This is a genomic window from Mesorhizobium sp., from assembly GCF_041661565.1.
Lineage (GTDB): Bacteria > Pseudomonadota > Alphaproteobacteria > Rhizobiales > Rhizobiaceae > Mesorhizobium.
In genome coordinates, this window is sequence record NZ_JBAZUD010000012.1 from 35,247 (window position 1) to 55,833 (window position 20,587).

The 20,587-nt window shown below is 64.2% G+C and carries 20 protein-coding genes; 10 read left to right on the forward strand and 10 right to left on the reverse strand.

What is annotated here, in order from left to right; genetic code table 11:
- The first annotated feature begins 31 nt into the window (after positions 1 to 31).
- Complete coding sequence (locus WC739_RS04020; RefSeq protein ID WP_372951726.1) at positions 32 to 1,330, forward strand: DUF3419 family protein; 1,299 nt, start codon at positions 32 to 34, stop codon at positions 1,328 to 1,330.
- Positions 1,327 to 1,995, forward strand: coding sequence for a class I SAM-dependent methyltransferase (locus WC739_RS04025; RefSeq protein WP_372951727.1), 669 nt, complete (start codon positions 1,327 to 1,329; stop codon positions 1,993 to 1,995). Before WC739_RS04020 ends, WC739_RS04025 begins: the two co-directional genes overlap by 4 nt.
- Here WC739_RS04025 and WC739_RS04030 read toward each other — a convergent pair.
- On the reverse strand, positions 1,992 to 3,371 hold the full coding sequence (locus tag WC739_RS04030; protein WP_372951728.1) for a serine hydrolase domain-containing protein: 1,380 nt from the start codon (positions 3,369 to 3,371) through the stop codon (positions 1,992 to 1,994). The two genes, WC739_RS04025 and WC739_RS04030, sit on opposite strands and share 4 nt — an antisense overlap.
- Positions 3,372 to 3,639: 268 nt before the next feature.
- Between WC739_RS04030 and WC739_RS04035 the strand changes: the two genes are divergently transcribed.
- Together WC739_RS04035 and WC739_RS04040 are read left to right on the forward strand one after the other, a co-directional pair.
- Positions 3,640 to 4,434: a GH25 family lysozyme gene (locus WC739_RS04035; protein WP_372951729.1), complete on the forward strand. Its 795-nt coding sequence runs from the start codon at positions 3,640 to 3,642 to the stop codon at positions 4,432 to 4,434.
- Between the two features lie 228 nt (positions 4,435 to 4,662).
- The gene (locus WC739_RS04040; protein WP_372951730.1) at positions 4,663 to 5,841 is read left to right on the forward strand and encodes a lytic murein transglycosylase; all 1,179 of its coding nucleotides are present in this window, start codon (positions 4,663 to 4,665) and stop codon (positions 5,839 to 5,841) included.
- A 161-nt stretch (positions 5,842 to 6,002) separates the two neighbouring features.
- On the opposite strand, the gene WC739_RS04045 is transcribed toward WC739_RS04040, so the two are convergent.
- Positions 6,003 to 7,223 (reverse strand): alanine racemase, encoded by a 1,221-nt coding sequence (locus tag WC739_RS04045; protein WP_372951731.1) that lies wholly within the window; start codon positions 7,221 to 7,223, stop codon positions 6,003 to 6,005.
- 196 nt (positions 7,224 to 7,419) lie between these two features.
- Between WC739_RS04045 and WC739_RS04050 the strand changes: the two genes are divergently transcribed.
- The gene (locus WC739_RS04050; protein WP_372951732.1) at positions 7,420 to 8,337 is read left to right on the forward strand and encodes a DMT family transporter; all 918 of its coding nucleotides are present in this window, start codon (positions 7,420 to 7,422) and stop codon (positions 8,335 to 8,337) included.
- 494 nt (positions 8,338 to 8,831) lie between these two features.
- Here the strand turns inward: WC739_RS04050 and metF are convergent, their stop codons facing one another.
- Together metF and WC739_RS04060 are read right to left on the reverse strand one after the other, a co-directional pair.
- A complete protein-coding gene (metF, locus tag WC739_RS04055; protein ID WP_372951733.1) occupies positions 8,832 to 9,743 on the reverse strand; it encodes a methylenetetrahydrofolate reductase [NAD(P)H] in 912 nt (303 codons plus the stop codon).
- A complete protein-coding gene (locus tag WC739_RS04060) occupies positions 9,743 to 10,765 on the reverse strand; it encodes an ArsR/SmtB family transcription factor (RefSeq protein WP_372951734.1) in 1,023 nt (340 codons plus the stop codon). The genes metF and WC739_RS04060 overlap by 1 nt, the downstream gene beginning before the upstream one ends.
- A gap of 154 nt (positions 10,766 to 10,919) precedes the next feature.
- Here WC739_RS04060 and tsaA point away from each other — a divergent pair, with 154 nt between their 5' ends.
- Both tsaA and WC739_RS04070 read left to right on the forward strand, forming a co-directional pair.
- Complete coding sequence (gene tsaA, locus WC739_RS04065) at positions 10,920 to 11,444, forward strand: tRNA (N6-threonylcarbamoyladenosine(37)-N6)-methyltransferase TrmO (protein ID WP_372951735.1); 525 nt, start codon at positions 10,920 to 10,922, stop codon at positions 11,442 to 11,444.
- Positions 11,441 to 11,755, forward strand: a complete 315-nt coding sequence (locus WC739_RS04070) for a DUF2293 domain-containing protein (protein ID WP_372951736.1) — start codon at positions 11,441 to 11,443, stop codon at positions 11,753 to 11,755. Before tsaA ends, WC739_RS04070 begins: the two co-directional genes overlap by 4 nt.
- 48 nt (positions 11,756 to 11,803) lie before the next feature.
- Here WC739_RS04070 and WC739_RS04075 read toward each other — a convergent pair whose 3' ends face one another.
- A complete protein-coding gene (locus WC739_RS04075) occupies positions 11,804 to 12,442 on the reverse strand; it encodes an MOSC domain-containing protein (protein WP_372951737.1) in 639 nt (212 codons plus the stop codon).
- Positions 12,443 to 12,619: 177 nt separating this feature from the next.
- Here WC739_RS04075 and WC739_RS04080 point away from each other — a divergent pair, with 177 nt between their 5' ends.
- Complete coding sequence (locus tag WC739_RS04080; protein WP_372951738.1) at positions 12,620 to 13,186, forward strand: isoprenylcysteine carboxylmethyltransferase family protein; 567 nt, start codon at positions 12,620 to 12,622, stop codon at positions 13,184 to 13,186.
- A gap of 9 nt (positions 13,187 to 13,195) precedes the next feature.
- On the opposite strand, the gene WC739_RS04085 is transcribed toward WC739_RS04080, so the two are convergent.
- From WC739_RS04085 to ettA, 4 genes are all read right to left on the reverse strand, one after another.
- Positions 13,196 to 14,317 carry a beta-ketoacyl-ACP synthase III gene (locus tag WC739_RS04085; RefSeq protein WP_372951739.1) on the reverse strand — a complete coding sequence of 374 codons (1,122 nt, stop codon included), beginning with the start codon at positions 14,315 to 14,317 and terminating at the stop codon, positions 13,196 to 13,198.
- 128 nt (positions 14,318 to 14,445) lie between these two features.
- The gene (locus tag WC739_RS04090; RefSeq protein ID WP_372951740.1) at positions 14,446 to 14,775 is read right to left on the reverse strand and encodes a hypothetical protein; all 330 of its coding nucleotides are present in this window, start codon (positions 14,773 to 14,775) and stop codon (positions 14,446 to 14,448) included.
- Between the two features lie 116 nt (positions 14,776 to 14,891).
- Entirely contained in the window at positions 14,892 to 15,662 is a 771-nt protein-coding gene (gene tam / locus WC739_RS04095) for a trans-aconitate 2-methyltransferase (RefSeq protein ID WP_372951741.1), read from the reverse strand.
- Between the two features lie 46 nt (positions 15,663 to 15,708).
- Entirely contained in the window at positions 15,709 to 17,358 is a 1,650-nt protein-coding gene (ettA, locus tag WC739_RS04100) for an energy-dependent translational throttle protein EttA (RefSeq protein ID WP_372951742.1), read from the reverse strand.
- 262 nt (positions 17,359 to 17,620) lie between these two features.
- Between ettA and WC739_RS04105 the strand changes: the two genes are divergently transcribed.
- Entirely contained in the window at positions 17,621 to 18,901 is a 1,281-nt protein-coding gene (locus WC739_RS04105; protein ID WP_372951743.1) for a diguanylate cyclase, read from the forward strand.
- A gap of 71 nt (positions 18,902 to 18,972) precedes the next feature.
- Here the strand turns inward: WC739_RS04105 and WC739_RS04110 are convergent, their stop codons facing one another.
- The gene (locus tag WC739_RS04110; protein ID WP_372951744.1) at positions 18,973 to 19,980 is read right to left on the reverse strand and encodes a ribonuclease T2; all 1,008 of its coding nucleotides are present in this window, start codon (positions 19,978 to 19,980) and stop codon (positions 18,973 to 18,975) included.
- 188 nt (positions 19,981 to 20,168) lie between these two features.
- On the opposite strand from WC739_RS04110, the gene WC739_RS04115 reads away from it, so the two are divergent.
- The coding region (locus WC739_RS04115) for an alpha/beta fold hydrolase (RefSeq protein ID WP_372951745.1) at positions 20,169 to 20,587 on the forward strand (419 nt) is incomplete at its 3' end.

The following is a 20,587-nucleotide window of genomic DNA, read 5'->3' on the forward strand; positions in this document are numbered from 1 at the left end:
ACCGACGTCAAAAGGCTGTCACCGGCCTGTCATGACCCTGCGCTACCCGCTTGCGGCAAAGCAAAAGGGGAATCATTTTGCCATGACGGACGTCTCCTCGGACCTGGTTTTTCGCCGTGGCAAGGAAGTTGGAAAGGCCGTCTACCAGAACCGCGCGCTGTCGAAGGCCGGCATTTCCGAGCGGCTGTTCGCCTTTCTGTTTTCGGGCCTCGTCTATCCGCAGATCTGGGAAGACCCCGATGTCGACATGGACGCGATGCAGCTTGGCCGTGGCCACCGCGTCGTCACCATCGCCTCGGGCGGCTGCAACATCCTGGCCTACCTCACCCGTTCGCCGGCACGCGTCGACGCCGTAGACCTCAACGCCGCCCACATCGCACTGAACCGGATGAAGCTCGAGGCCGTGCGCCGTCTGCCTTCGCAGGGCGACCTGTTCCGCTTCTTCGGCGCCGCCGACACTAGCCACAATTCGCAAGCCTACGACCGCTTCATCGCACCACATCTCGATCCGGTCAGCCGCCACTATTGGGAACGCCGCGACTGGCGCGGCCGCCGGCGTATCGGTGTTTTCGACCGCAATTTCTACCAGACCGGCCTGCTCGGCCTGTTCATCGCCATGGGCCATCGCACGGCGAAAGTCTTCGGCGTCGACCCGGCCGGCATCATGCAGGCCCGCAACATCGGCGAGCAGCGCCGCTTCTTCCATGAGGAACTGGCCCCGGTCTTCGACAAACCGCTGTTGAAATGGGCGACCTCGCGCAAGGCCTCGCTGTTCGGCCTCGGCATTCCGCCGGCCCAATATGATTCGCTGATCACGTCGGGCGACGGCACCATGGCCAGCGTCCTGAAGGCCCGGCTGGAAAAGCTCGCCTGCGATTTTCCCTTGCGGAATAATTACTTCGCCTGGCAAGCTTTCGCCCGGCGCTATCCCGAACCCGGCGAGGCCGCCCTGCCCGCCTATCTGGAAAAACGCAACTACGACACCATCCGCGGCAATATCGACCGCGTCGCCATTCACCACGCCAACCTGATCGAATTCCTCGCCGGCAAGGATGCCGGGACCGTCGATCGCTTCATCCTGCTCGATGCGCAGGACTGGATGACCGACGAACAGCTGAATGGGCTTTGGTCGGAAATCAGCCGCACCGCTTCGGCCGGAGCGCGTGTCATCTTCCGCACCGCCGCCGAGCCCAGCCTGCTGCCGGGCCGCGTCTCGACCTCTCTGCTCGACCAGTGGGACTACCAGGACGAGGCGTCGCGCGAATTCTCGGCCCGCGACCGTTCCGCCATCTATGGTGGCTTCCACCTCTATGTGAAGCGCGCGCCATGAGCACGACGGAGCTGCCGGCCAGCCATGCCGAACTGATGGACGGCGTCTACCGCTGGCAGCGTCACATCTATGACCTGACCCGCAAATATTATCTGCTCGGACGCGACCGGCTGATCGCCGGACTGGACGTGCCGAAAGGGGGCACCGTGCTCGAACTCGGCTGCGGCACCGGCCGCAACATCATCCTCGCCGCCCGCCGATACCCCGAGGCTCGCTTCTTCGGCCTCGATATCTCGGCCGGAATGCTGGAAACGGCGCGCAAGGCGATCGATCGCGAAGGCCTGTCCGGCCGCGTCACGCTGGCAAGGGGCGACGCCACCGATTTCGATGCCGCCGCGCTTTACGGCATCGACCGCTTCGACCGCGTCTTCGTCTCCTATTCGCTGTCGATGATCCCCGGCTGGGAAAAGACTGTGTCGGCGGCACTGGCAGCGCTCGCCCCCAACGGCTCGCTGCACATCGTCGATTTCGGCCAGCAGGAAGGCCTGCCCACCTGGTTCCGCACCGTGCTGCGCGGTTGGCTCAGGAAATTCCACGTCTCGCCGCGTCAATCCTTGCGCGACGTCCTGGAAACGGAATCCCGGCGAACCGGCGCAATTTTCCGTTTCCGCACGCTTTATCGCGGCTATGCCTGGCTGGCGGTGATTGGACAACCAAGCCGCTAATGCAGCGCCTTCACCAGGGCGCCCACCATGGTTTGCGGGCGATAGCCGAGCTTGGCCGGGGTCAGGCCCAGCCGCACCACCACCAGTTGCTCCGATGGAATGATGGTGACAGTCTGCCCGTCATGCCCCTCCATCCAATAGGTGTCCTTGGGCAAATCTGCTGCGACGCCGGCGCCTGGGTTTTCCTCGTCGCCCGGCGCTTCGAGCCATAACTGGCCCTTGCCGTAGACCTTCGAGGCCGGCGCCGGCTCGCGCATCCAGTCGACGAAGCCGGCGGGCAGGACCTGGTTGCCGTTCCAGACGCCGCCCTGAGCCAGGAACTGGCCGAAGCGCGCCCAGTCATGCGCGGTGGCGTAGAGATAGGAGGAGCCGACAAAGGTTCCCTGCTCGTCGGTTTCGAGCACGGCACTGTGCATGCCGAGCGGCTCGAACAGCGCCGTGCGCGGCCACGCAAGGGCCCTGGCCTTGTCGCCGATCGCGTCCTGCCACAGCCGCGACAGCATCACCGCCGTGCCGCTCGAATAGGAGAAAACCTTGCCGACTTCGGCGGCCAGCGGCTTGGCTTCGGCAAAACCCGCCATGTCGGGTTCGAGATAGAGCATGCGGGTGACGTCGGCGACGTCGCCATAATCCTCGTTGAACGCCAGACCGCTCGACATCGCCATCATGTCGGCAAGGCTGATCGCGGCGCGGCCGTCGGCCTTCCATGGTGCGAACAGGCCTTTGTCGGCGACCGCCATCTTGCCGTCCTTGACCAGCGTGCCGATAATGGCGGCATTCACCGTCTTGGTCATCGACCAGCCGAGCAGCGGCGTCCTGTCGGAAAAGCCGTCGCCGTAGCGTTCCGCGACGATGCGGCCGTTTTTCACGACCACCACAGCGCGCATGCCGGCCCCGGTCAGCGCGGCATCGTCGAGCAGCTTCGCCACCACCGGATCCTGTGAGCCATCGACCCGCTCGCCTTCCGGCCACAGCGCATTTTCGCGGGCCGCCGACGGCCCGACATGGATGGTCGTGCGCCGTGCCTTGCCGACATCGCCATCGGGAACCGAGGCACAGCCCAGCCCGTCGCGGGCGACGGCAACGCTCTTGCCGAGGAAGCCGAGCAGGCCGGCCGAGACGGTGCCCCGGTTCTTGTCCACCGAGACCCGCATCAACCGCAGCAAGGGATGGCCGGGCGCCTGCACGTCGACGGCGAGCACCTCTTCGGGATCGCGTCCGGCGATGAAGACGTTCGAGCACACGATCTTGGCCGAATAGCCCGAGCCGACGCGAATCAATTCGGGCGGCGCGATGTAGAGCCAGGCAAACAAAGCGGCAACCGCCAGCACGACCAGGCCAAGCAGCCATTTGACGATCTTGACCGCAAACCGCATAATTTCCTCCCAGGCTGTCGCCCAAGCTTTATGTCATCGAATTGCCGCCATTGCTTCCGCAAATTGGAGGCCCTTGTCGAGCGCCATCAACGGATTATCAACCATGATCGGCGATCAAAGGGGATGGAAGTCGTCCTGCCGGGCATCGAGATTGCGGGGCGGCTGACACGAATGCCGGGCGATGCGTGGGGCGATCGTCCGGAGGGGCCAGACCGGCCATCTGCTACAGACCCATCAGCGACCGGCTGATTCCGGCTTGGAAGTTGCGATGCGCCGTCTTGCGGCTCTTTTCATGCTGACGCTGCTTGGCGCCTGCTCGACCGTGGACGATCTCTCGCCGCTGTCGCCATCCAGCAGCCAGACGGTTACCGTGCGCGCGCCGCGCTTCGCCGACTCCAAGCCGCATGAATGGGACAGCGGGGCGCCGTGGAACTATGCCGTTCACGGCACCGACGTCTCCAAATACCAGACCTCGGTCGATTGGCCGGCGGCCAAGGCCAGCGGCATCTCCTTCGCTTTCATCAAGGCGACCGAGGGTGGCGACCGCTTCGATGAGTATTTCAACGAGCATTGGTCGCGCACGAAATCCAACGGAATTCCGCGCGCGGCCTATCATTTCTTCTATTTCTGCACACCGGCCGCCGTGCAGGCGCGCTGGTTCATCCAGAATGTCCCGGTCGACCGCTCGGCCATGCCGCCGGTTCTCGACATGGAATGGAACCCGAAATCGCCAACCTGCCGGCTGCGTCCGGATGCCGCCACCGTGCGCGCCGAGATGACCACTTTCCTCCAGATCGTCGAGCGGCATTACGGCAAGAAGCCGATCATCTACACGTCGGTCGACTTCTTCGACGACAACGAGCTGTCCAGCTTCCGCGGCTATCCCTACTGGCTGCGCTCCGTCGCCGGACATCCGCGCGAGAAGTACGGCAGCCACCCCTTCACCTTCTGGCAGTACACCGGCACCGGAATCGTGCCAGGGATGACCGGCAAGTCCGACATCAACGTCTTCAACGGCAGTGAATCCGCCTGGAACAAATGGCTGCGGCAGAACACCCGTTGAGGTTCAAGGGCGGCGAAACCACCCTTCACCAATTACTCCCACAGAGTCCCCGTTGAACCCGCAACGAACCGCTTTCAACGCCGCACTGTGGCAGAAGAGCCGTTGACACCGGGCCTGTCGCCTGCTTTTCGACACAGCCAGCGGTGACGCGTGCAACCGCCGGGCGATCCAAGGCGTTGGGGCGCCAGGCGAGCACGATCATCCCCTGTCAGTTTCGAAAGGAAGCCGATGCAATTGCGTCTCCACGCCCTCGCGGCGCTGCTCTTGTGCGCCACGGCCCTGCCGGCAATGGCGCAAGAATGCGGCGGCGATTTCGAAACCTGGAAGCAGGGCGTAGCGGCGGAAGCCAAGGCTGCCGGTGCCGGAGCCGTCGGCCTCGCCGCGTTGGAAGCCGCCACCATCGACGAGAAGGCGCTGGCACGTGACCGCGCCCAGGGCGTTTTCACCCAGACCTTCATTGAATTCTCCAACCGCATGATCTCGGCCTACCGGCTGAAGCAAGGCGCGGCCAACCTGAAGAAATACGCCGATGTCTTCGCCCGCGCCGACCAGCAGTTCGGCGTCCAGGCCCCCATCATCGCCGCGTTCTGGGCACTGGAAACCGATTTCGGCGCGGTGCAGGGCGATTTCCACACGCTCAATGCGCTTGTCACGCTCGCGCATGATTGCCGCCGTCCGCAGCTGTTTCGGCAGCAACTGGTGCCGCTTCTGGAACTCATCGATCGCGGTGTCCTGCCGGCCGATGTCGAGGGCGCCTGGGCCGGCGAGATCGGCCAGACGCAGATCCTGCCGTCCGACTATCTGTCGCATGGCGTCGATGGCGATGGCGACGGCAAGGTCGACCTGCGCGGCAGCGTGCCGGACGTGATCATGACCACCGCCAGCAAGGTCCTGTCGCGCGGCTGGAAGCGCGACCAGCCCTGGATCGAGGAAGTCCGCGTGCCCGACGACATGCCGTGGGACCAGACCGGCCGCACCAACAAATTGCCGCTGACGCAGTGGGCGCAGTGGGGCGTCACCTATCCAAGCGGTGCGCCGCTGGTGGACAATGGCCTGAAGGCAGGCCTGGCGCTGCCCATGGGCCGCAAGGGCCCGGCCTTCCTCACCTATGACAATTTCGACGTCTATCTCGAATGGAACCAGTCCTTCACCTACGCGCTGACCGCGGCCAACCTCGCCGCCCGCTTTGCCGGCGCGCCGCGGTTCGACCCGCGCAATCCCGAGACCGGCCTCAACGGCGACCAGATGAAGGCCTTGCAGACCAAGCTGGAAGCCAGGGGTTACGATGTCGGCACGGTCGACGGCATCCTGGGCACCAACACCCGCGAAGCGATCCGCAAGGAACAGATGCGCCTCGGCTTGGCGGTGGATGGCTGGCCGACGCCGGAACTGCTGGGGAAATTGTAGCTCCTTCTGCCTTCTCCCCCTGTGGAAGAAGGTGGATCGGCGCGTAGCGACGAGACGGATGAGGGATGTTCCAGCGTAGTGAGACGTTGGCGTCTTCTGGAACACCCATCATCCGCCGCCTTCGGCGACACCTTCTCCCACAGGGGGAGAAGGAAGAAACCTTAATCCGCCATCGTCTCCAAACTTGCAAACCCTTGCGGCGCGTCGCCTTCGTCGAACGGCGTCGTCACCTCGACGAAGGTGTCGGGATAAAAGCCGTTGAAGCGGGTCCTGAGCGACAGCGAATAGGCCCCGATATGGCCGATCTCGATCCAGTCGCCGGTGTCGACGGTCTCCGGCAGCCAGAATGGCCGCGACAGGATGTCGACGGAATCGCAGGTCGCGCCGCAGACCTTGAACGGCACGATGTTCTTTTCCTCGCCATTGCGCGAGCGGATCGCGGGATCGGGAATGAAGCGCGCCGGCAGGGTGATCTTGCCGGTCCATGAATCCGACAGCGACGCCCAGATGCCGTCATTGATGTAGAGTCGCTTGCCCTTGCGCAAAAGCACGCGCACGATCAGCGACAGGCAGCGAGCCACGATCACCCTGCCCGGCTCGGCCACCAGCGGCATCTTGTCGAACTGGTACTCCTTGAGGTCGCCCGACAGCCGCGACATGATCTGGCCGAGCGACGGCATCTCGACCTGCTTGCGGTTCGGGTCGTGGCCGTATTCGGCCGGGAAGCCGCCACCGACATCGAGCCCGGCAATGTCGAAGGTCAGCCGGTTGCGGACCCAGTCGGCCGAGGCCAGCGCCCGCTCATAAGTGTCGGGATCCTCGATCTGGCTGCCGACATGGAAGCAAAGTCCCACCTTGTAGCCGGTGCGGTTCAGCCGCTCGGCGAGTTCGACCGCATAGGCCGGCCCGGCGCCGAACTTCTTGGACAGTTCATAGGCGGCATGGCCCTTGGTCTGTACCCGCACGAACACGCTGATCGTGCCCGGATCGATGTCGAGCGCCCGCACCACCCGGGTCACCTTGGTGATCTCGTCCTCGTGGTCGAGCGAGATGACGCGGATGCCGTACTTCTCCAGCGCAAGCTTGATATCCGACTGCGCCTTGACAGGGTGCATGTAGAGCATCTCGGCGTCGCTCGAGACAGCGCGCACGGCGGCAAACTCTCCCGGCGACGCGACGTCGAAAGCGGAGACGCCGGCCTCGACCAGCGCCTTCAGCACGATCGGCTCGCCATTGGTCTTGACGGCGTAGGCGGTCTTGCCGGGGAACATGCCCATGAACTGTCTGGCATCGTCCTTCAGCACCTGCGGGCGGAAGCAGTAGACCGGATCGTCCGGGCGAAGCGCCAGTGCCGCCTCGCGGGCATTCTCGAATCGCTGCATCGACGAATCCTTGACCTGAGCCCCGCACAATTAATGCAAGCTAGCGGCTAATGAAAACAATTCTGTGTCTTACGCGCCTGACGCAGCGGCGCTAGTCTCTGCCGCTGACGTTTGCCAGCGATCAGGTTTCGGGTGGCCCCTATCGCCGGAACGGATATGGCTTGTGTCCGACCGCTGGCCTGGGGACGATTTTCGCATGGCAATTGCCGCAGCATCACCGCCGCGCGGACCGATGACGCTCACCGACTGGGGGCAGTTGCTGCTGCTCGGTGCCATCTGGGGCGGCTCGTTCTTCTTCGCCCGCATCGCGGTGGCCGAGCTTCATCCGCTGGTGCTGGTGTTGTTCCGCGTCGCCATCGCCGCGATCGCGCTGCAGCTGTATCTGGCCATCCGTGGGCCGTCGTTCCGCCTCGCCCTTCCCCATGCCGGCCTGTTTTTCCTGCTGGCGCTGACCAACAACGTCGTCCCGTTCTCGCTGATCTTCGCCGGCCAGACCCAGCTCGGCGCCGGTGTCGCCTCGGTGCTCAACGCGACGACGCCGTTCTGGACACTGATCTTCGCCAATGCGCTGACCTCGGACGAAAAGCTCTCCTGGAACAAGGTTTCCGGCATCGCGCTCGGCATAGCAGGCACGGCGGTGATGATCGGTCCCGGCCTGCATACCGGGCTTGGCGGCCCGGTCTGGGCCAAGTTCGCGCTGATCGGCGCCTCACTGTCCTATGGCATCGCGCTGATGGTTGCCCGCCGCTTCAAGGGCGTGCCCTCACCGGTCATCGCCGCCGGGCAACTGAGCGCCTCGACCGTCATCATGATCCCGATCGTGCTCTTCGCCTACGGCCCGGCTGGCCTGTTCTCGGCCTCGCCCCCGGTCTGGGCGGCTGTGCTGGCGCTGGCGCTGCTGTCGACCGCCTTCGCCTATATCCTCTATTTCAACCTCGTCGCCTCGGCAGGCGCCACCAACGCGTCGCTGGTCACGCTCATCGTGCCGGCCAGCGCCATGCTGCTCGGCTTCCTGTTCCTCGGCGAACGGCTCGAACTGTTCGAAGTCGGCGGCGTGGTGCTGATCGCGCTTGGACTTGTCACCATCGACGGGCGGGTGTTCGGCAGGCGGTAGGCAAAGGCAGTCCTCCGCCGAATAGTCGACGCCTGACCGGTGATGAGCCATCGTCGACGCCGAATCCCTCTGGTCACCGTTTGTGGTCGGTGATGATCGACGGTAGCGCTGCCATGACACGGCGGGGACACATCGCCGTCACAATTTATTCACAGGTGTGAAGCGGACATTTGCCTAGGAGTTTCAAGGCCTAACGGCAAAAAGTGGGCCGCGAGCCCCGCAATTACGGCGCGGTGCGGCACATTTTCCGCTTGCCTGTGGCACAAATGAACCTAGACTCCCTGGCATAGCTCTTTAAGAGGAGGCTATGTCATGGGACTTACGAGGCCTATCAACGCATTGATGATCTGTGCTGCGTTCGCCTTCATCGGAGCCCTCATCATGGGCTTTCTTCCCTGACCCGCCAAGACGGGGAAGACCAGCATCCAACAGTCCGACAATTCGTAAGGCCGGGTATTCGTTACCCGGCCTTTTCGCATTTCGAAGCCATCGCTTTAAGCCGCGGCTGAACCCGCCGCTTCATGCGAGCGGATGCCGATCATGTGGCAGACGGCGAAGACCAGATCGGCCCGGTTCATCGTATAGAAGTGGAAGTCGCCCACGCCGCGCTCGACCAGGTCCAGCACCTGTTCGGCCGCCACCGCCGACGCCACCAGCGCATGGGTCTGCGCGTCGTTGCGCAGGCCCTCGAAACGTTCGGCCAGCCAGGCTGGAACCAGCGCGCCGCAGCGCGCCGAGAAATTGGCGACCTGGGTGAAATTATGCACCGGCAGGATGCCGGGCACGATCGGGATGTAGATGCCAGCCCGGCGCACACGTTCAACATAGCGCTCGTAGAGATCGTTGTCGAAGAAGAACTGGGTGATCGCCCGCGTCGCGCCATTGTCGACCTTGCGCTTCAGCATGTCGATGTCGGTGGCGAAGTCGGGGCTTTCCGGATGCTTCTCCGGATAGGCCGAAACCGAAATGTCGAAGTCGCCGGCGCCCTTCAGCGCACCAACCAGTTCGGCCCCGTTGGCATAGCCGTCCGCATGCGGCCGGTAGGCCGCTCCCACGCCTTCGGCCGGATCGCCGCGCAAGGCGACGAAGCGCTTGACGCCCAGATCGGCGAATTCCTGGATCACCGCGTCGACCTCATGGCGCGCGGCGTCGACGCAGGTCATGTGCGCCGCCGGAGTGAGGCTGGTCTCCTTCAGGATGCGGCCGATGGTGCGCGCGGTGCGCTCGCGTGTCGAGCCCCCGGCGCCATAGGTGACCGAGACGAATTGAGGATTCAGCGGCTCCAGCCGCGTGACCGTGTCCCACAGCCTGGCCTCCATCTCGTCGTTCTTCGGCGGGAAGAACTCGAACGAAACCGTGACCTTGTCGCCGATGTCGGGGCGGCGGGAAAAGCGGAACTGGTTCATCAGGCGATTTCCCCTATCGCGTTCACTTTGACCTGCCTGGCGTCGCCGGAAGGATCGGCCATCAGCAGGCGACGGTCGCGGCCGAGCCAGAGCTTGACGGTGAGCCTCGCCTCGCTGCCGCCGCGCGGCTCGAATTCCTGGGCATCCTCGAGATCGAGGCCGGCTTCGCCAAACCAGTCGGCGATCTGCCGGTCGGAAAAGCCGAGCCTCACATGCGCGTGCTCGTCGCGCAGAAACTCCAGCGTGTGCGGCGCGAAATCGACGATGACCAGCCGGCCCGCCGGACGCAGGAGCCGCGCCGCCTCGTGGATGGCCCGGGCGGGATCGTCGAGATAGTGCAGCACCTGGTGGATGGTGACGAGATCGAACGCGTCGCGCTCGACCGGCGGCGAAAAGATATCACCCTGCCGCACCTGCGCGTTCGAAACCCCGGCCTTGTCGAGGTTGGCCCGCGCCACGGTCAGCATCTCGCGCGACATGTCGATGCCGATGCCGCGCCTGTAGAGCGGCGAAAAGATCTCCAGGAGCCGCCCCGTGCCGGTGCCGAGATCCAGCATCGACTGGAACGGCCGTTTGCCAACCAGTTTCAGCAATGCCGCTTCGACCGCACGATCCGGCACATGCAGCGAGCGGATATGATCCCAGCTCGCCGCATTCACCGAGAAATATTCGGCAGCGCGGTCCTGGCGCTTGCGCTTGACCGACGCAAGCCGCTCGAGATCGCGCTCGACCTGCGGATCGGCGCCGCGAATGCCGGACACCAGGCCGGTCACGAAGTCGCGCGCCGAATCCGTGTCCGACAGCCGGAAGAAGGCCCACGAGCCTTCCTGGTAGCGGCCGATTAGGCCCGCCTCCAGCAAGAGTTTCAGGTGGCGCGAGACGCGAGGCTGCGACTGGCCGAGAATTTCGGTAAGATCGGAAACGGTGAGGTCGCCGCGCGACAACAGTGCCAATATGCGCAGCCGGCTGGATTCGGCCGCTGCCTTCAACGTATCAACCATGGTGTCGAGCGAGACATGCATCCGCGTATTCTCTTTGAAAAAGATATAAACATATGTTTATGTCGATTTTTGACGGCGTGCAAGTCTTATGTCGCTTCCTGACAAGAAAATGCCGCAGGCGTAAGCTGGCGGAAAAAGGCCGATCTTTCAACAAGCGGCGCATCACGAGGGCAGGATGACTTCATCAGGCGATATGTTCGAGACACGCGAAGGCGAACGGAGGCTGGATCAGGATCCGGCAACGATGCCGCCGGACGGCGGCATCGTCTTCATAGGGCGCCTCACCTCGCCCTGGACGACGCGCGACACCTGCCCGAAGAACATGCGGGCCGCGCGTGCGGCCGGCCAGCCGGCGGTGCTGACCGTCGACGAACCCTATCGTGCCGGCTTGCAAGGACTGGACCGCGCCAGCCACATCATCATCCTGTCCTGGCTGCATCACGCGCCGCGGACTCTGATTGTGCAGAAACCGCGCCATGCGGCTGACGCGAAAGGGGTATTCGGCCTGCGCTCCCCTGCCCGGCCGAACCCGGTCGGCCTGCATGTGGCGCGGCTCGTAGGGCTCGACGTCGGCACGGGGCGCATCTACATCGACGCCATCGATGTGCTCGACGGCACGCCGGTCATCGACATCAAGCCTTACTTCGCCTCGACCGACGCCATTGCCGAGGCGACGGTCGAGGGGCGCGAGGAGCGATGACGGCGCCCACCGGCCGCCGCCGTGCCATCGCCAAGGCACTGACAGCCCTTCTGCCGCTGGCCCCCTATGCGGACATGGAAAAGATCCGCGCCGACGCCGGCGCGGTGCACATGAAGACCTTGCCGCCGACGATCGCCGTATGGCTGGCCACCATTGCCCATGTCCGGCACGTGCACACCGACTATGAAAAGCTGCTGGCCGAGGGCTACGACCGCGACTCCGCCCGCTTCTTCGTCATCGAACAGACCAACGCCGTGCTGACCCGCTGGCGCGCGACACGTCTGCTCGATGCCGATGATGAAGAGGATTGACCGGCGCTGGCCGTGCCCGATCCGTTCGCAGGACGGCGCAGTTCTGCTTCAAGCTCGATAGATCCACTGCTCCGGCACCCTAACGGAAATCTCCTCGCCGGCCCTGATCGTCCCCGGCTTTTCAACCCAGGCAACGATGCCGCGCAGGCGTTTGGCTGCTTTCGGGAACAGCAGAGCCCCGGCTTCGACATCGGCCATGCCGGCATTTTCAGCCACCGCGCGCCCGCTAAGGCGGCACGGTCCGTTCTGCCCATCGACCTTGATGGTCACGCCGCCCTTGAAGAACAACAACGTTCCGGCCGGCAGCATGGAGAGGCGGGGTACACCCTCGATCAAAAGATTGGCGCCGATCCATTCCGGCTTGATCTCGGCGAGGTTCATCCGCTCGGCAACGATGGCGAGCTCGTCGGCAGCGACGATCGACACCTGCCGCTCGTTGCGCATCTCGGTGCCGCGCGGATACCACGGTTCGCGCCCGCCGGACCGCCGCGTCGGCCCCGAATGGAAGTCGCCCGGTATGCCGTCGAAGCCGAGCCGCAATTCGCCCACCGGCTGGGTCTGGAAATCGTCCGACGATGCGGCGTAGAGCGCCGCCACCCTGGCGGCAAGCTTGCGTCCCGGGATGATGTCAGTCGGCTTTTCGGCCTCGGGGAAGAGATCCAGCGTGGCGGTTCGGTTTTTCGTCATGCCTGCAATTATCCGTTTTGCCTTTTTCGACGTCCAGTTCAAACTGCTGATTATCGGATCAACATCACCGATGAGACGCCGATCACGATCTTCTGACCGTTCTCGGTAGCGCGACCGCATTGCCGCCGCGCCATGCCGGCCTCATGGTGACGCGGAGGCAAGTCCACGGAGATCACCATGCGTCCCGGCGAGGCGATTCTGCTGCTTTGGCTGGCCTGGGCGGTGTCGTGGGCAGCGGCCGCCTTCTGGGCAGACCGGGTCGAAAAACGCGCCGGCTTCCGGGCCGAGGCGCCTTACCGCGCCGTGCTGGCGCTGGGCGCCATCCTGTTCTTCATTCCCGCGCACGGCTATGCCGGGTGGCTTCGCCTGTGGTTTCCCAACCTTGCCGAGGCCTGGATCTGCGTCGCGCTGGTCGCCGTCGGCCTCGCCTTCTGCTGGTGGGCGCGGCTGCACCTCGGCCGGTTGTGGTCCGGCACGGTGACCGCGAAGGCCGAGCACCGCGTCATTGACACCGGGCCGTACAGTCTCGTCCGCCATCCCATCTACACCGGACTGCTGCTGGCCATCCTTGCCACCATGGCCGCCAAGGGCACTGTCTGGGGCGTCGCCGGAGCCATCCTGCTGACCATCGGCATCGTCATGAAGGCAAGGCTGGAGGAGCGCTTCCTGCGGGGCGAGTTGGGCAGCGCCTATGACGACTACGCCAGGCGCGTGCCGATGCTGGTGCCATTCACACCGGCCTGACCAGGAGGCTCAAAGCATCCTGATCAACGCGCCGCCGATCGAATACCCCGCGCCGAAGGCGCAGATCAGGCCGAAATCGCCCGGCTTCATGTCGGCATGGTTCTGCGACAGCGCGACGATGGCGCCGGCGCCCGCCGTGTTGCCGAGCTTTTCCAGCACCATCGGCGCGCGGTCGTGGTCGACCTCATGACCGAATGACAATTTCAGGATCATGGCATTCATGCGGGCATTGGCCTGGTGCAGCCAGAACCGCCTCACGGCCTGCGGCGTCAGCCCATGCTCGGCGAGGAATTCGACGATGAATTTGTGCCCGGCGACGGTGACTTCCTTGAACACCTTGTTGCCGACCTGCTTGATCAGATTGCCCTCCAGATTGATCATGTAGGGATCATCCTGGGCTGTACGGGTGTGATAGCCGAGATTGGTGCGGATGTTGTTCGACATCTGCGTCCAGATGCGCGTGTCCAGCACTTCGAAACGCCCCGGTCGCCTCTCGCCCTGCGCCAGGCCTTCGACGACCATCGACACCGAGGCGTCGCCGAAGATGAAATGCGTCTGCCGGTCGCGGAAATTGAGATGGCCGGTGATGATCTCCGGAGTGGTCACCAGAATGCGCTTGTGCGCCCCCGAGCGTACCAGATTGACCGCCATGTGCAGGGCCGCAGCCGCGGAAGAACAGCCGAGCCCCATATCGAAGCCGGCGCCTGTCGTGCCCAGCGCCTCCTGCATTTCGATGGCGATCGCCGGATAGGGCCGCTGGTGGTGCGAGGCCGAACAGATGATCAGGTCGATGTCGGACGGCTTCAGCCCGGCATAGTCGAGCGCTTTTCTGGCCGAGGCGATGCCGAACTCGGCCTCCAGCGACAGCGCATCGTCCGGCCGAGCCGGGATGCGCGGCGTCATGCGGGTCGGGTCGAGAATGCCTTCGCGCTCGATGACATGGCGTGAGCGCACGCCCGAGGCGTGGAAGATGAAATCGCTGTCGGATTTCTGCAGCAGCGTTTCGCCGGTCAACTGGCGCCGCGCGTTCTCCGTGTCGACCCAGCTGTTGAAGCTTTCGACCAGTTCTTCATTAGTGATGACAGCTGCGGGAATTTCAGCGCCGATGCCGCTGATGATGACGCGATGCATGTTTCAGTCCGTCCCATCCGCAGGCGTTGCGGCTTCATGTGGGCGCCGAAATGCTTCGGCGCAACACTTTTCTCATCGCGCCGGTTTACGCCGGCTTAAACCACGATGTTGGACCGTTGAGCCCGGCTTCACCAGGCGCAAAGCTTGGTGCTGGTCTGCGGGTTGTTCCAGCAGGCGCCGTCGTCACGGCTGCGCACATATTGTCCCGGCAACGGCACATTGCGGTGGCCGAGATTGATAAAGCCATAGGCGAAGCCCGGCCCGTCGATCTCCAGAACATAAGTCGGATAGCCCGGCGCCGAGATGCGGAAGCTGCCGGCATCGTCGATCGCCCGGTAGTTGCAGGGAAAATAGCCATCATCGGTGGTGAAGCAGCGCGCCCGCTTGGCCTCAGCCGAAACCGAGAATGCCAGAAGCGCCGCCGCGCACATGCCACCGCCGAGAATCATCTTTTTCATTGTCATCGGTCCACCCCTTCCCACACTGGCCATCCTGCTCCACCCGGGTGAATTGGCCACGTTGGCGAAACAGGGTCAAGACGGCGCTGCCGCGGCGGGCGAAGACCAATGTTTTCCTAGCCGGCCCGCTTGGCGACGATGAAGATGCGAGGGAACCGCAACAGCACCTTGCCGTTCGCCATTTTCGGATAGGCCCGTTGGATCCTGGCCGTATAGCTGTCCAGGAACATGCCGCGCTCGTCCGGATCCAGCGGATCGAGGAAAGGCTTCAGCCCGGTCGACTTCACCCATTCGACGATGGCCTGGGCATCGGCCAATGGATGGTTGTAGGCCGTATGCCAGATGTCCAGGCGTCCGCACAGCGGCGACAGAAGGTCGTAATAGAAGGACACCGCCGGCAATGGTCCGCGCGCCGCGCCCTTGAGCTTCGCGGCGAACGGCATTTCGGCGGCCGTATCGCGCATCAGCTGGTGCGACGGCTCGAGCATATTGTCGGGCATCTGGACGGCCAGCGCACCGCCAGGCGCCAGCAAGCCCATCAGCCGCTGGAACACCGCCGGATGCGTGGGAAGCCACTGGAACACCGCGTTGGCGAAGATCACGTCGACCGGCTCGGCCGGCGCCCATGTCGCGGCGTCCGCCAGGTCGAAGGCGACATCGGGCAGGCGCGCCCTGGCATTCTCGATCATGTCGGGCGAAGTGTCGAAGCCGCTCACCCGGGCATCCGGCCAGCGCTCGACCAGAAGTTCGGTCGAGTTGCCCGGCCCGCAGCCGATGTCGATGACCCGGCGCGGGAAATCGACCGGCACCTGCGCGACGAGATCGCGCGCGGGCCGCGTGCGCTCGTCCTCGAATTTCAGATATTGGGCGGCGGACCAATCGGCCATATCAGCTCCTCATATCGTCTTGAGAATTCGCCGCCGGCCAGTCGCCCTACCGCGTCAACCTCTTGTACGTCATGCGGTGCGGGTTGACCGCGTCCGGGCCCAGGCGGCGGATCTTGTCCTGCTCGTAATCCTCGAAATTGCCCTCGAACCACTCGACATGGCTGTCGCCCTCGAAGGCCAGGATGTGAGTCGCCAGGCGATCCAGGAACATGCGATCGTGCGAGATGATGACGGCGCAGCCGCCAAAATTCTCCAGCGCGTCTTCGAGCGCCGCCAGCGTTTCCGTATCGAGATCGTTGGTCGGTTCGTCGAGCAGCAGCACGTTGCCGCCGGTCTTCAGCATCTTGGCCAGGTGCACGCGGTTGCGCTGGCCGCCGGACAGGTTGCCGACCTTCTGCTGCTGGTCACCGCCGCGGAAGTTGAACGATGCGCAGTAGGCGCGCGTGTTGGCCTCGAACTTGCCGAGCTTGACCACTTCGGCGCCGCCGGAGATCTCTTCCCACACCGTCTTCGACGGATCGAGCGCATCGCGGCTCTGGTCGACATAGCCGAGCTTCACCGTCTCGCCGACGCGCACCGAGCCCGCATCGGGCTTTTCCTGGCCGGTGATCATGCGAAACAGCGTCGTCTTGCCGGCGCCGTTCGGACCGATCACGCCAACGATGCCGCCGGGTGGCAGCTTGAACTCCAGCCCGTCGATCAGCAGCGTGTCGCCAAATCCCTTCGTCAGGCCTTCGGCCTCGATCACCACATTGCCGAGCCGCTCGCCATGCGGGATGACGATCTGCGTATCGCTCGGGCGGCGCTTGTCGGCCGCATCCAGAAGATCCTGGAACGCCTGGATACGCGCCTTGGATTTGGTCTGCCGGGCCTTCGGGCTCGACTGGATCCACTCGCGCTCGCGGCCGATGGCGCGCTGGCGGGCGTCGTCCTCGCGGCCCTCCTGCTTGAGCCGCTTGGCCTTGGCTTCGAGATATTTGGTGTAGTTGCCCTCATAGGGAATGCCGCGTCCACGATCGAGTTCGAGGATCCAGCCGGTGACATTGTCGAGGAAGTAGCGATCGTGGGTGATGATCATCACGGCGCCCGGATAGGCGCGCAGATGCTTTTCCAGCCACGCCGTGGTCTCGGCGTCGAGATGGTTGGTCGGTTCGTCGAGCAGCAGCAGGTCCGGCTGGCGCAGCAGCAGCTGGCAGAGCGCCACGCGCCGGCGCTCGCCGCCGGAAAGCTTGGTGACATCGGCATCCTTGGGCGGGCAGCCCAGCGCCTCCATCGCCATTTCGACCTGCTGTTCGAGATCCCAAAGGTTCAGCCGGTCCATCTCGTCCTGGAGCTTGGCCGACTCGTCGGCGGTCTCGTCGGAATAGTTCATCATCAGTTCGTTGTAGCGCTCGATGATGGTGGTCTTGGCGGCAACGCCTTCCATGATGTTCTCGAACACCGTCTTGTCCGCATCGAGCGCCGGCTCCTGCGCCAGGTAGCCGACGGTAGCGCCCTCGGCCAGCCACGCCTCGCCGTTCCACTCCTTGTCGAGCCCCGCCATGATCTTGAGGATCGTCGACTTGCCCGAGCCGTTCGGGCCGAGAATGCCGATCTTGGCGTCCGGATAGAAAGACAGATGGACGTTCTCGAGCACCTTCTTGGTGCCGTAGGCCTTGTTGAGGCCGGCCATGTGATAGATGAACTGGCGTGCCACGCGCGCTTTCCCTGAAAAAATGACTGCCCAGCGGAACTGGCTGGATGCGTCGAATTGAATGGAGGTTGGCCGCTATGTAGGCGATGCGGCGTCGAACGGCAATCGCTTTCGCCGCGTCGGATCGCGCATGTCCGCCACAGCGGCGAATTTTCCCTCGCCGCACGGCTCGCTGAAAGCTCCGGTTAACCCTTCAAAGGCAAAACACAATCAGGGTGAATCGCCGGCTTGCCGCGATTTTGGGTGATGGATCGGGTCGACGGCATTGCTGAACAGTTTCCTGCTCCTTGCCGAGGCGGTCGTCTATTTCAGCGTCATGGCGGCGCTCTTCCGCTTCAGGAAACGGATCGGCCTGGGCGTGTTCATCTGCGCGCTGGGCGTCATGCATTTCCTGGAAACCTATCTCGCCAGCGTCTTTTACGTTGCCTCGCCGTTCGGCATGGTCTCGCCCGGCTCGGCGGTGCTGTTTTCGGGCAAGCTGGTGATGCTCCTGCTGCTCTACATGAAGGAGGACGCCGCCACCGTCCGTCAGCCGATCTATGGCCTGCTGCTCGGCAATGTCCTGATGATCGGACTGGTGCTGCTTGTGCGCATGCATGCCATCGCGCCGCTTCCCGACGGCCGGCTGCCCGACATCGGCTTCATCGACGAGATGGGCTGGCTGATGGTGTGGGGCACCGCATTGCTCTTCATCGATGCCATCCTGCTCATCCTGCTCTATGAAAAGCTTGGGCGCTCGCTGCGCGGCGCGCAGTTCACCCGCATCCTGATTTCGGTTGCCTGCGTGCTGACCTTTGACCAGGCCGGGTTCTACACCGCGCTGCATTTCATCTCCGGCGCGCCGGTCGCGGTCTTCTTCGGCGGCTGGTTCGCCAAGATGGCCGCTGCATTGACGTTCAGCACCCTGCTCGTCGCCTATCTCAAATGGTTCGAGGAACGCCAGATCCCCATGCCGCGCGGCCTGACAGACATTTTCGATACGCTGACTTATCGCGAGCGCTACGAAGCGCTGGTCGAACATGTCGGCCGCGACGGACTGACCGGCCTCCTCAACCGCGGTCGCTTCGACAGCGACGGCGAGGTCGCCGTCCAGACCAGCCTGCGCACGGCACGGCCGCTCAGCCTGCTGATCTTCGATGTCGACCATTTCAAGCTCATCAACGATAGATTCGGTCATGCCGAAGGCGACAAGGTGCTGAAAGCGGTGGCGGCGCTGCTCGCCGAGGCCGCAAGTTCCGAGGATCAGGTGTTCAGGATCGGCGGCGAGGAATTCGCCATCCTCAGTTCGCGTCCGCACGCGGTCGCGAAGCTGTTCGGAGAAAGCATCCGCTACGCCGTCAAGGCACCCGCCAACACCCGCCGCTTCGACCTGACGATCAGCGCCGGCGTCTCCAGCGTCAGCGAAAGCACTCGCGGCCTCGCCGACCTGTTCGCCCTCGCAGACCAGCGACTCTACAGGGCCAAGTCGACCGGACGCGACCGGATCGTCGGCGAACCCGCCATTAACGAGGCCGCCGCCGCATGGACAAAGTCGGTGCAGTCCTGACAGCTATTGGCGTCACGACCTCTTCTGGCGCGGAATGACCTTCGCGGCGGAACGCGGCCGGCCGCCCGGGACTACTGGAAACCGATCGCGTCGACCGTGCCTGTCGGACAGCCCGCCTTGTTGGTTGGGACCGAAGCCAGCAACAGGTCCTTGAGCGAACTGTTCGGGCCGATCGGGCCGGCTAGGCCCAGCGTCAGTTCGCCGATCAGCCGCCTGCCGTTCGACGGATCGATGACACAGGATACACGCACGCGGTCCCCTGCTCCGGCGCCGAAGGCATTGTCGAAGGCGCCACGGATCTGATCCGCCGTCAGCTTGCCGCCGATGCTCCTGGCGAAGAGATCGCGCACCGGCGAGGCGTTGACGGCGCGCGTGAGATTGAGCGCGTCGGAGAAATACTCCTGCTGGCCTTTGCCGTAGCAGGTGCCGTGCTTGATCCATTCGTGCCGGTCGAGCTGCGAAGCGGTCCCCGGCATCACCCGGTCGAGCTCCGCGCGCGTGCCGGGGTCGAGCTTGACCGGCGGCAGGTCCTTCCAGTGGGCCGGATTGTCGTTGGCCTTGTCGGTCGCCGTGGCCTGGCAATAGAAATTGCCGTTCGGCTGCGGCCACAGGCCGTGCAAGGTGAAATGCGTGGCGTAGAAGTCATTGGCGTTCTGAGCCTTGCATTCGGTCTTGCTCGACTTGGTCTCGCAAAAAGCCGGCTGCCAGCTCAGCGCGAAGACATAGTCAGGTTTGCCCGAGGCGGTCGACTTGCCTTGCCCGCCCGCCGCCGCAGGCGCTGTCGCGGCGCTGCTGCCGGAGACATGGCCACAGCTGACCTTCACCCAGCGGCGCTGCGGATCCGCGCCCGGCACCAGGATGAGATAGTGCGTCGGCGCATCCTTGTTGCCGGCAAGCAGCTGGTAGCTCTGGCCGGCGTCGGTCGAGATATTGCCGGGATTCTTGCCGTTCTTGATGGCCTGCGTCGCCGGACAGGCAGCATCGGAGACGAAGGTGCCGTTCATCTTGACATCGGCATGTGCGGTGCTGATCAGCGACGCCGCCAGCATGGCAAATCCGAAAACAACACCAATACGCATGGGAATCCTGTCTGAGAACATTTGGACCGACAGATTGCCGCTGTCTCCGTGTCAGAATTGCGATAATTCCCTGGTCAAACGCAAGAAACATCGTCGCGGAAAAGCCGGCGGACGGATTGACGCAATACCGTTCGCGGGAGCACACAAGCTTGCGCCGTCACGGCGGCCAAGCCCGGAGACCCAGCGGCATGTCATTCAGCCAGCAGCGCATGGTTGCCTCTCCGACCGGTGCCCAGCTCAACCTTTTCGTCCGGCAAGCCGATGGCCGGCCTCGCGCCGTGGTGCAGATCAACCATGGACTGGCCGAGCATGCCGCGCGATACGCCCGCTTCGCCGATTTCCTCGCGCCGCGCGGTTTCCACATCTATGCCCACGACCATCGTGGCCACGGCGCGACGAAGGCGCCCGACGCCCCGCTTGGCAGGTTCGCCGACAGGGATGGCCCGGCCAAGGTGATCGCCGATGTCGACGCCATCCATGATCTCATCGCCAGCGAACAGCCGAACCTGCCGGTCATCCTCTTCGGCCATTCGATGGGCGCGTCGGTGGCGCTGAACTATCTTCTGCATCACGCGCCACGCGTCCATGCGGCCGCGATCTGGAACGG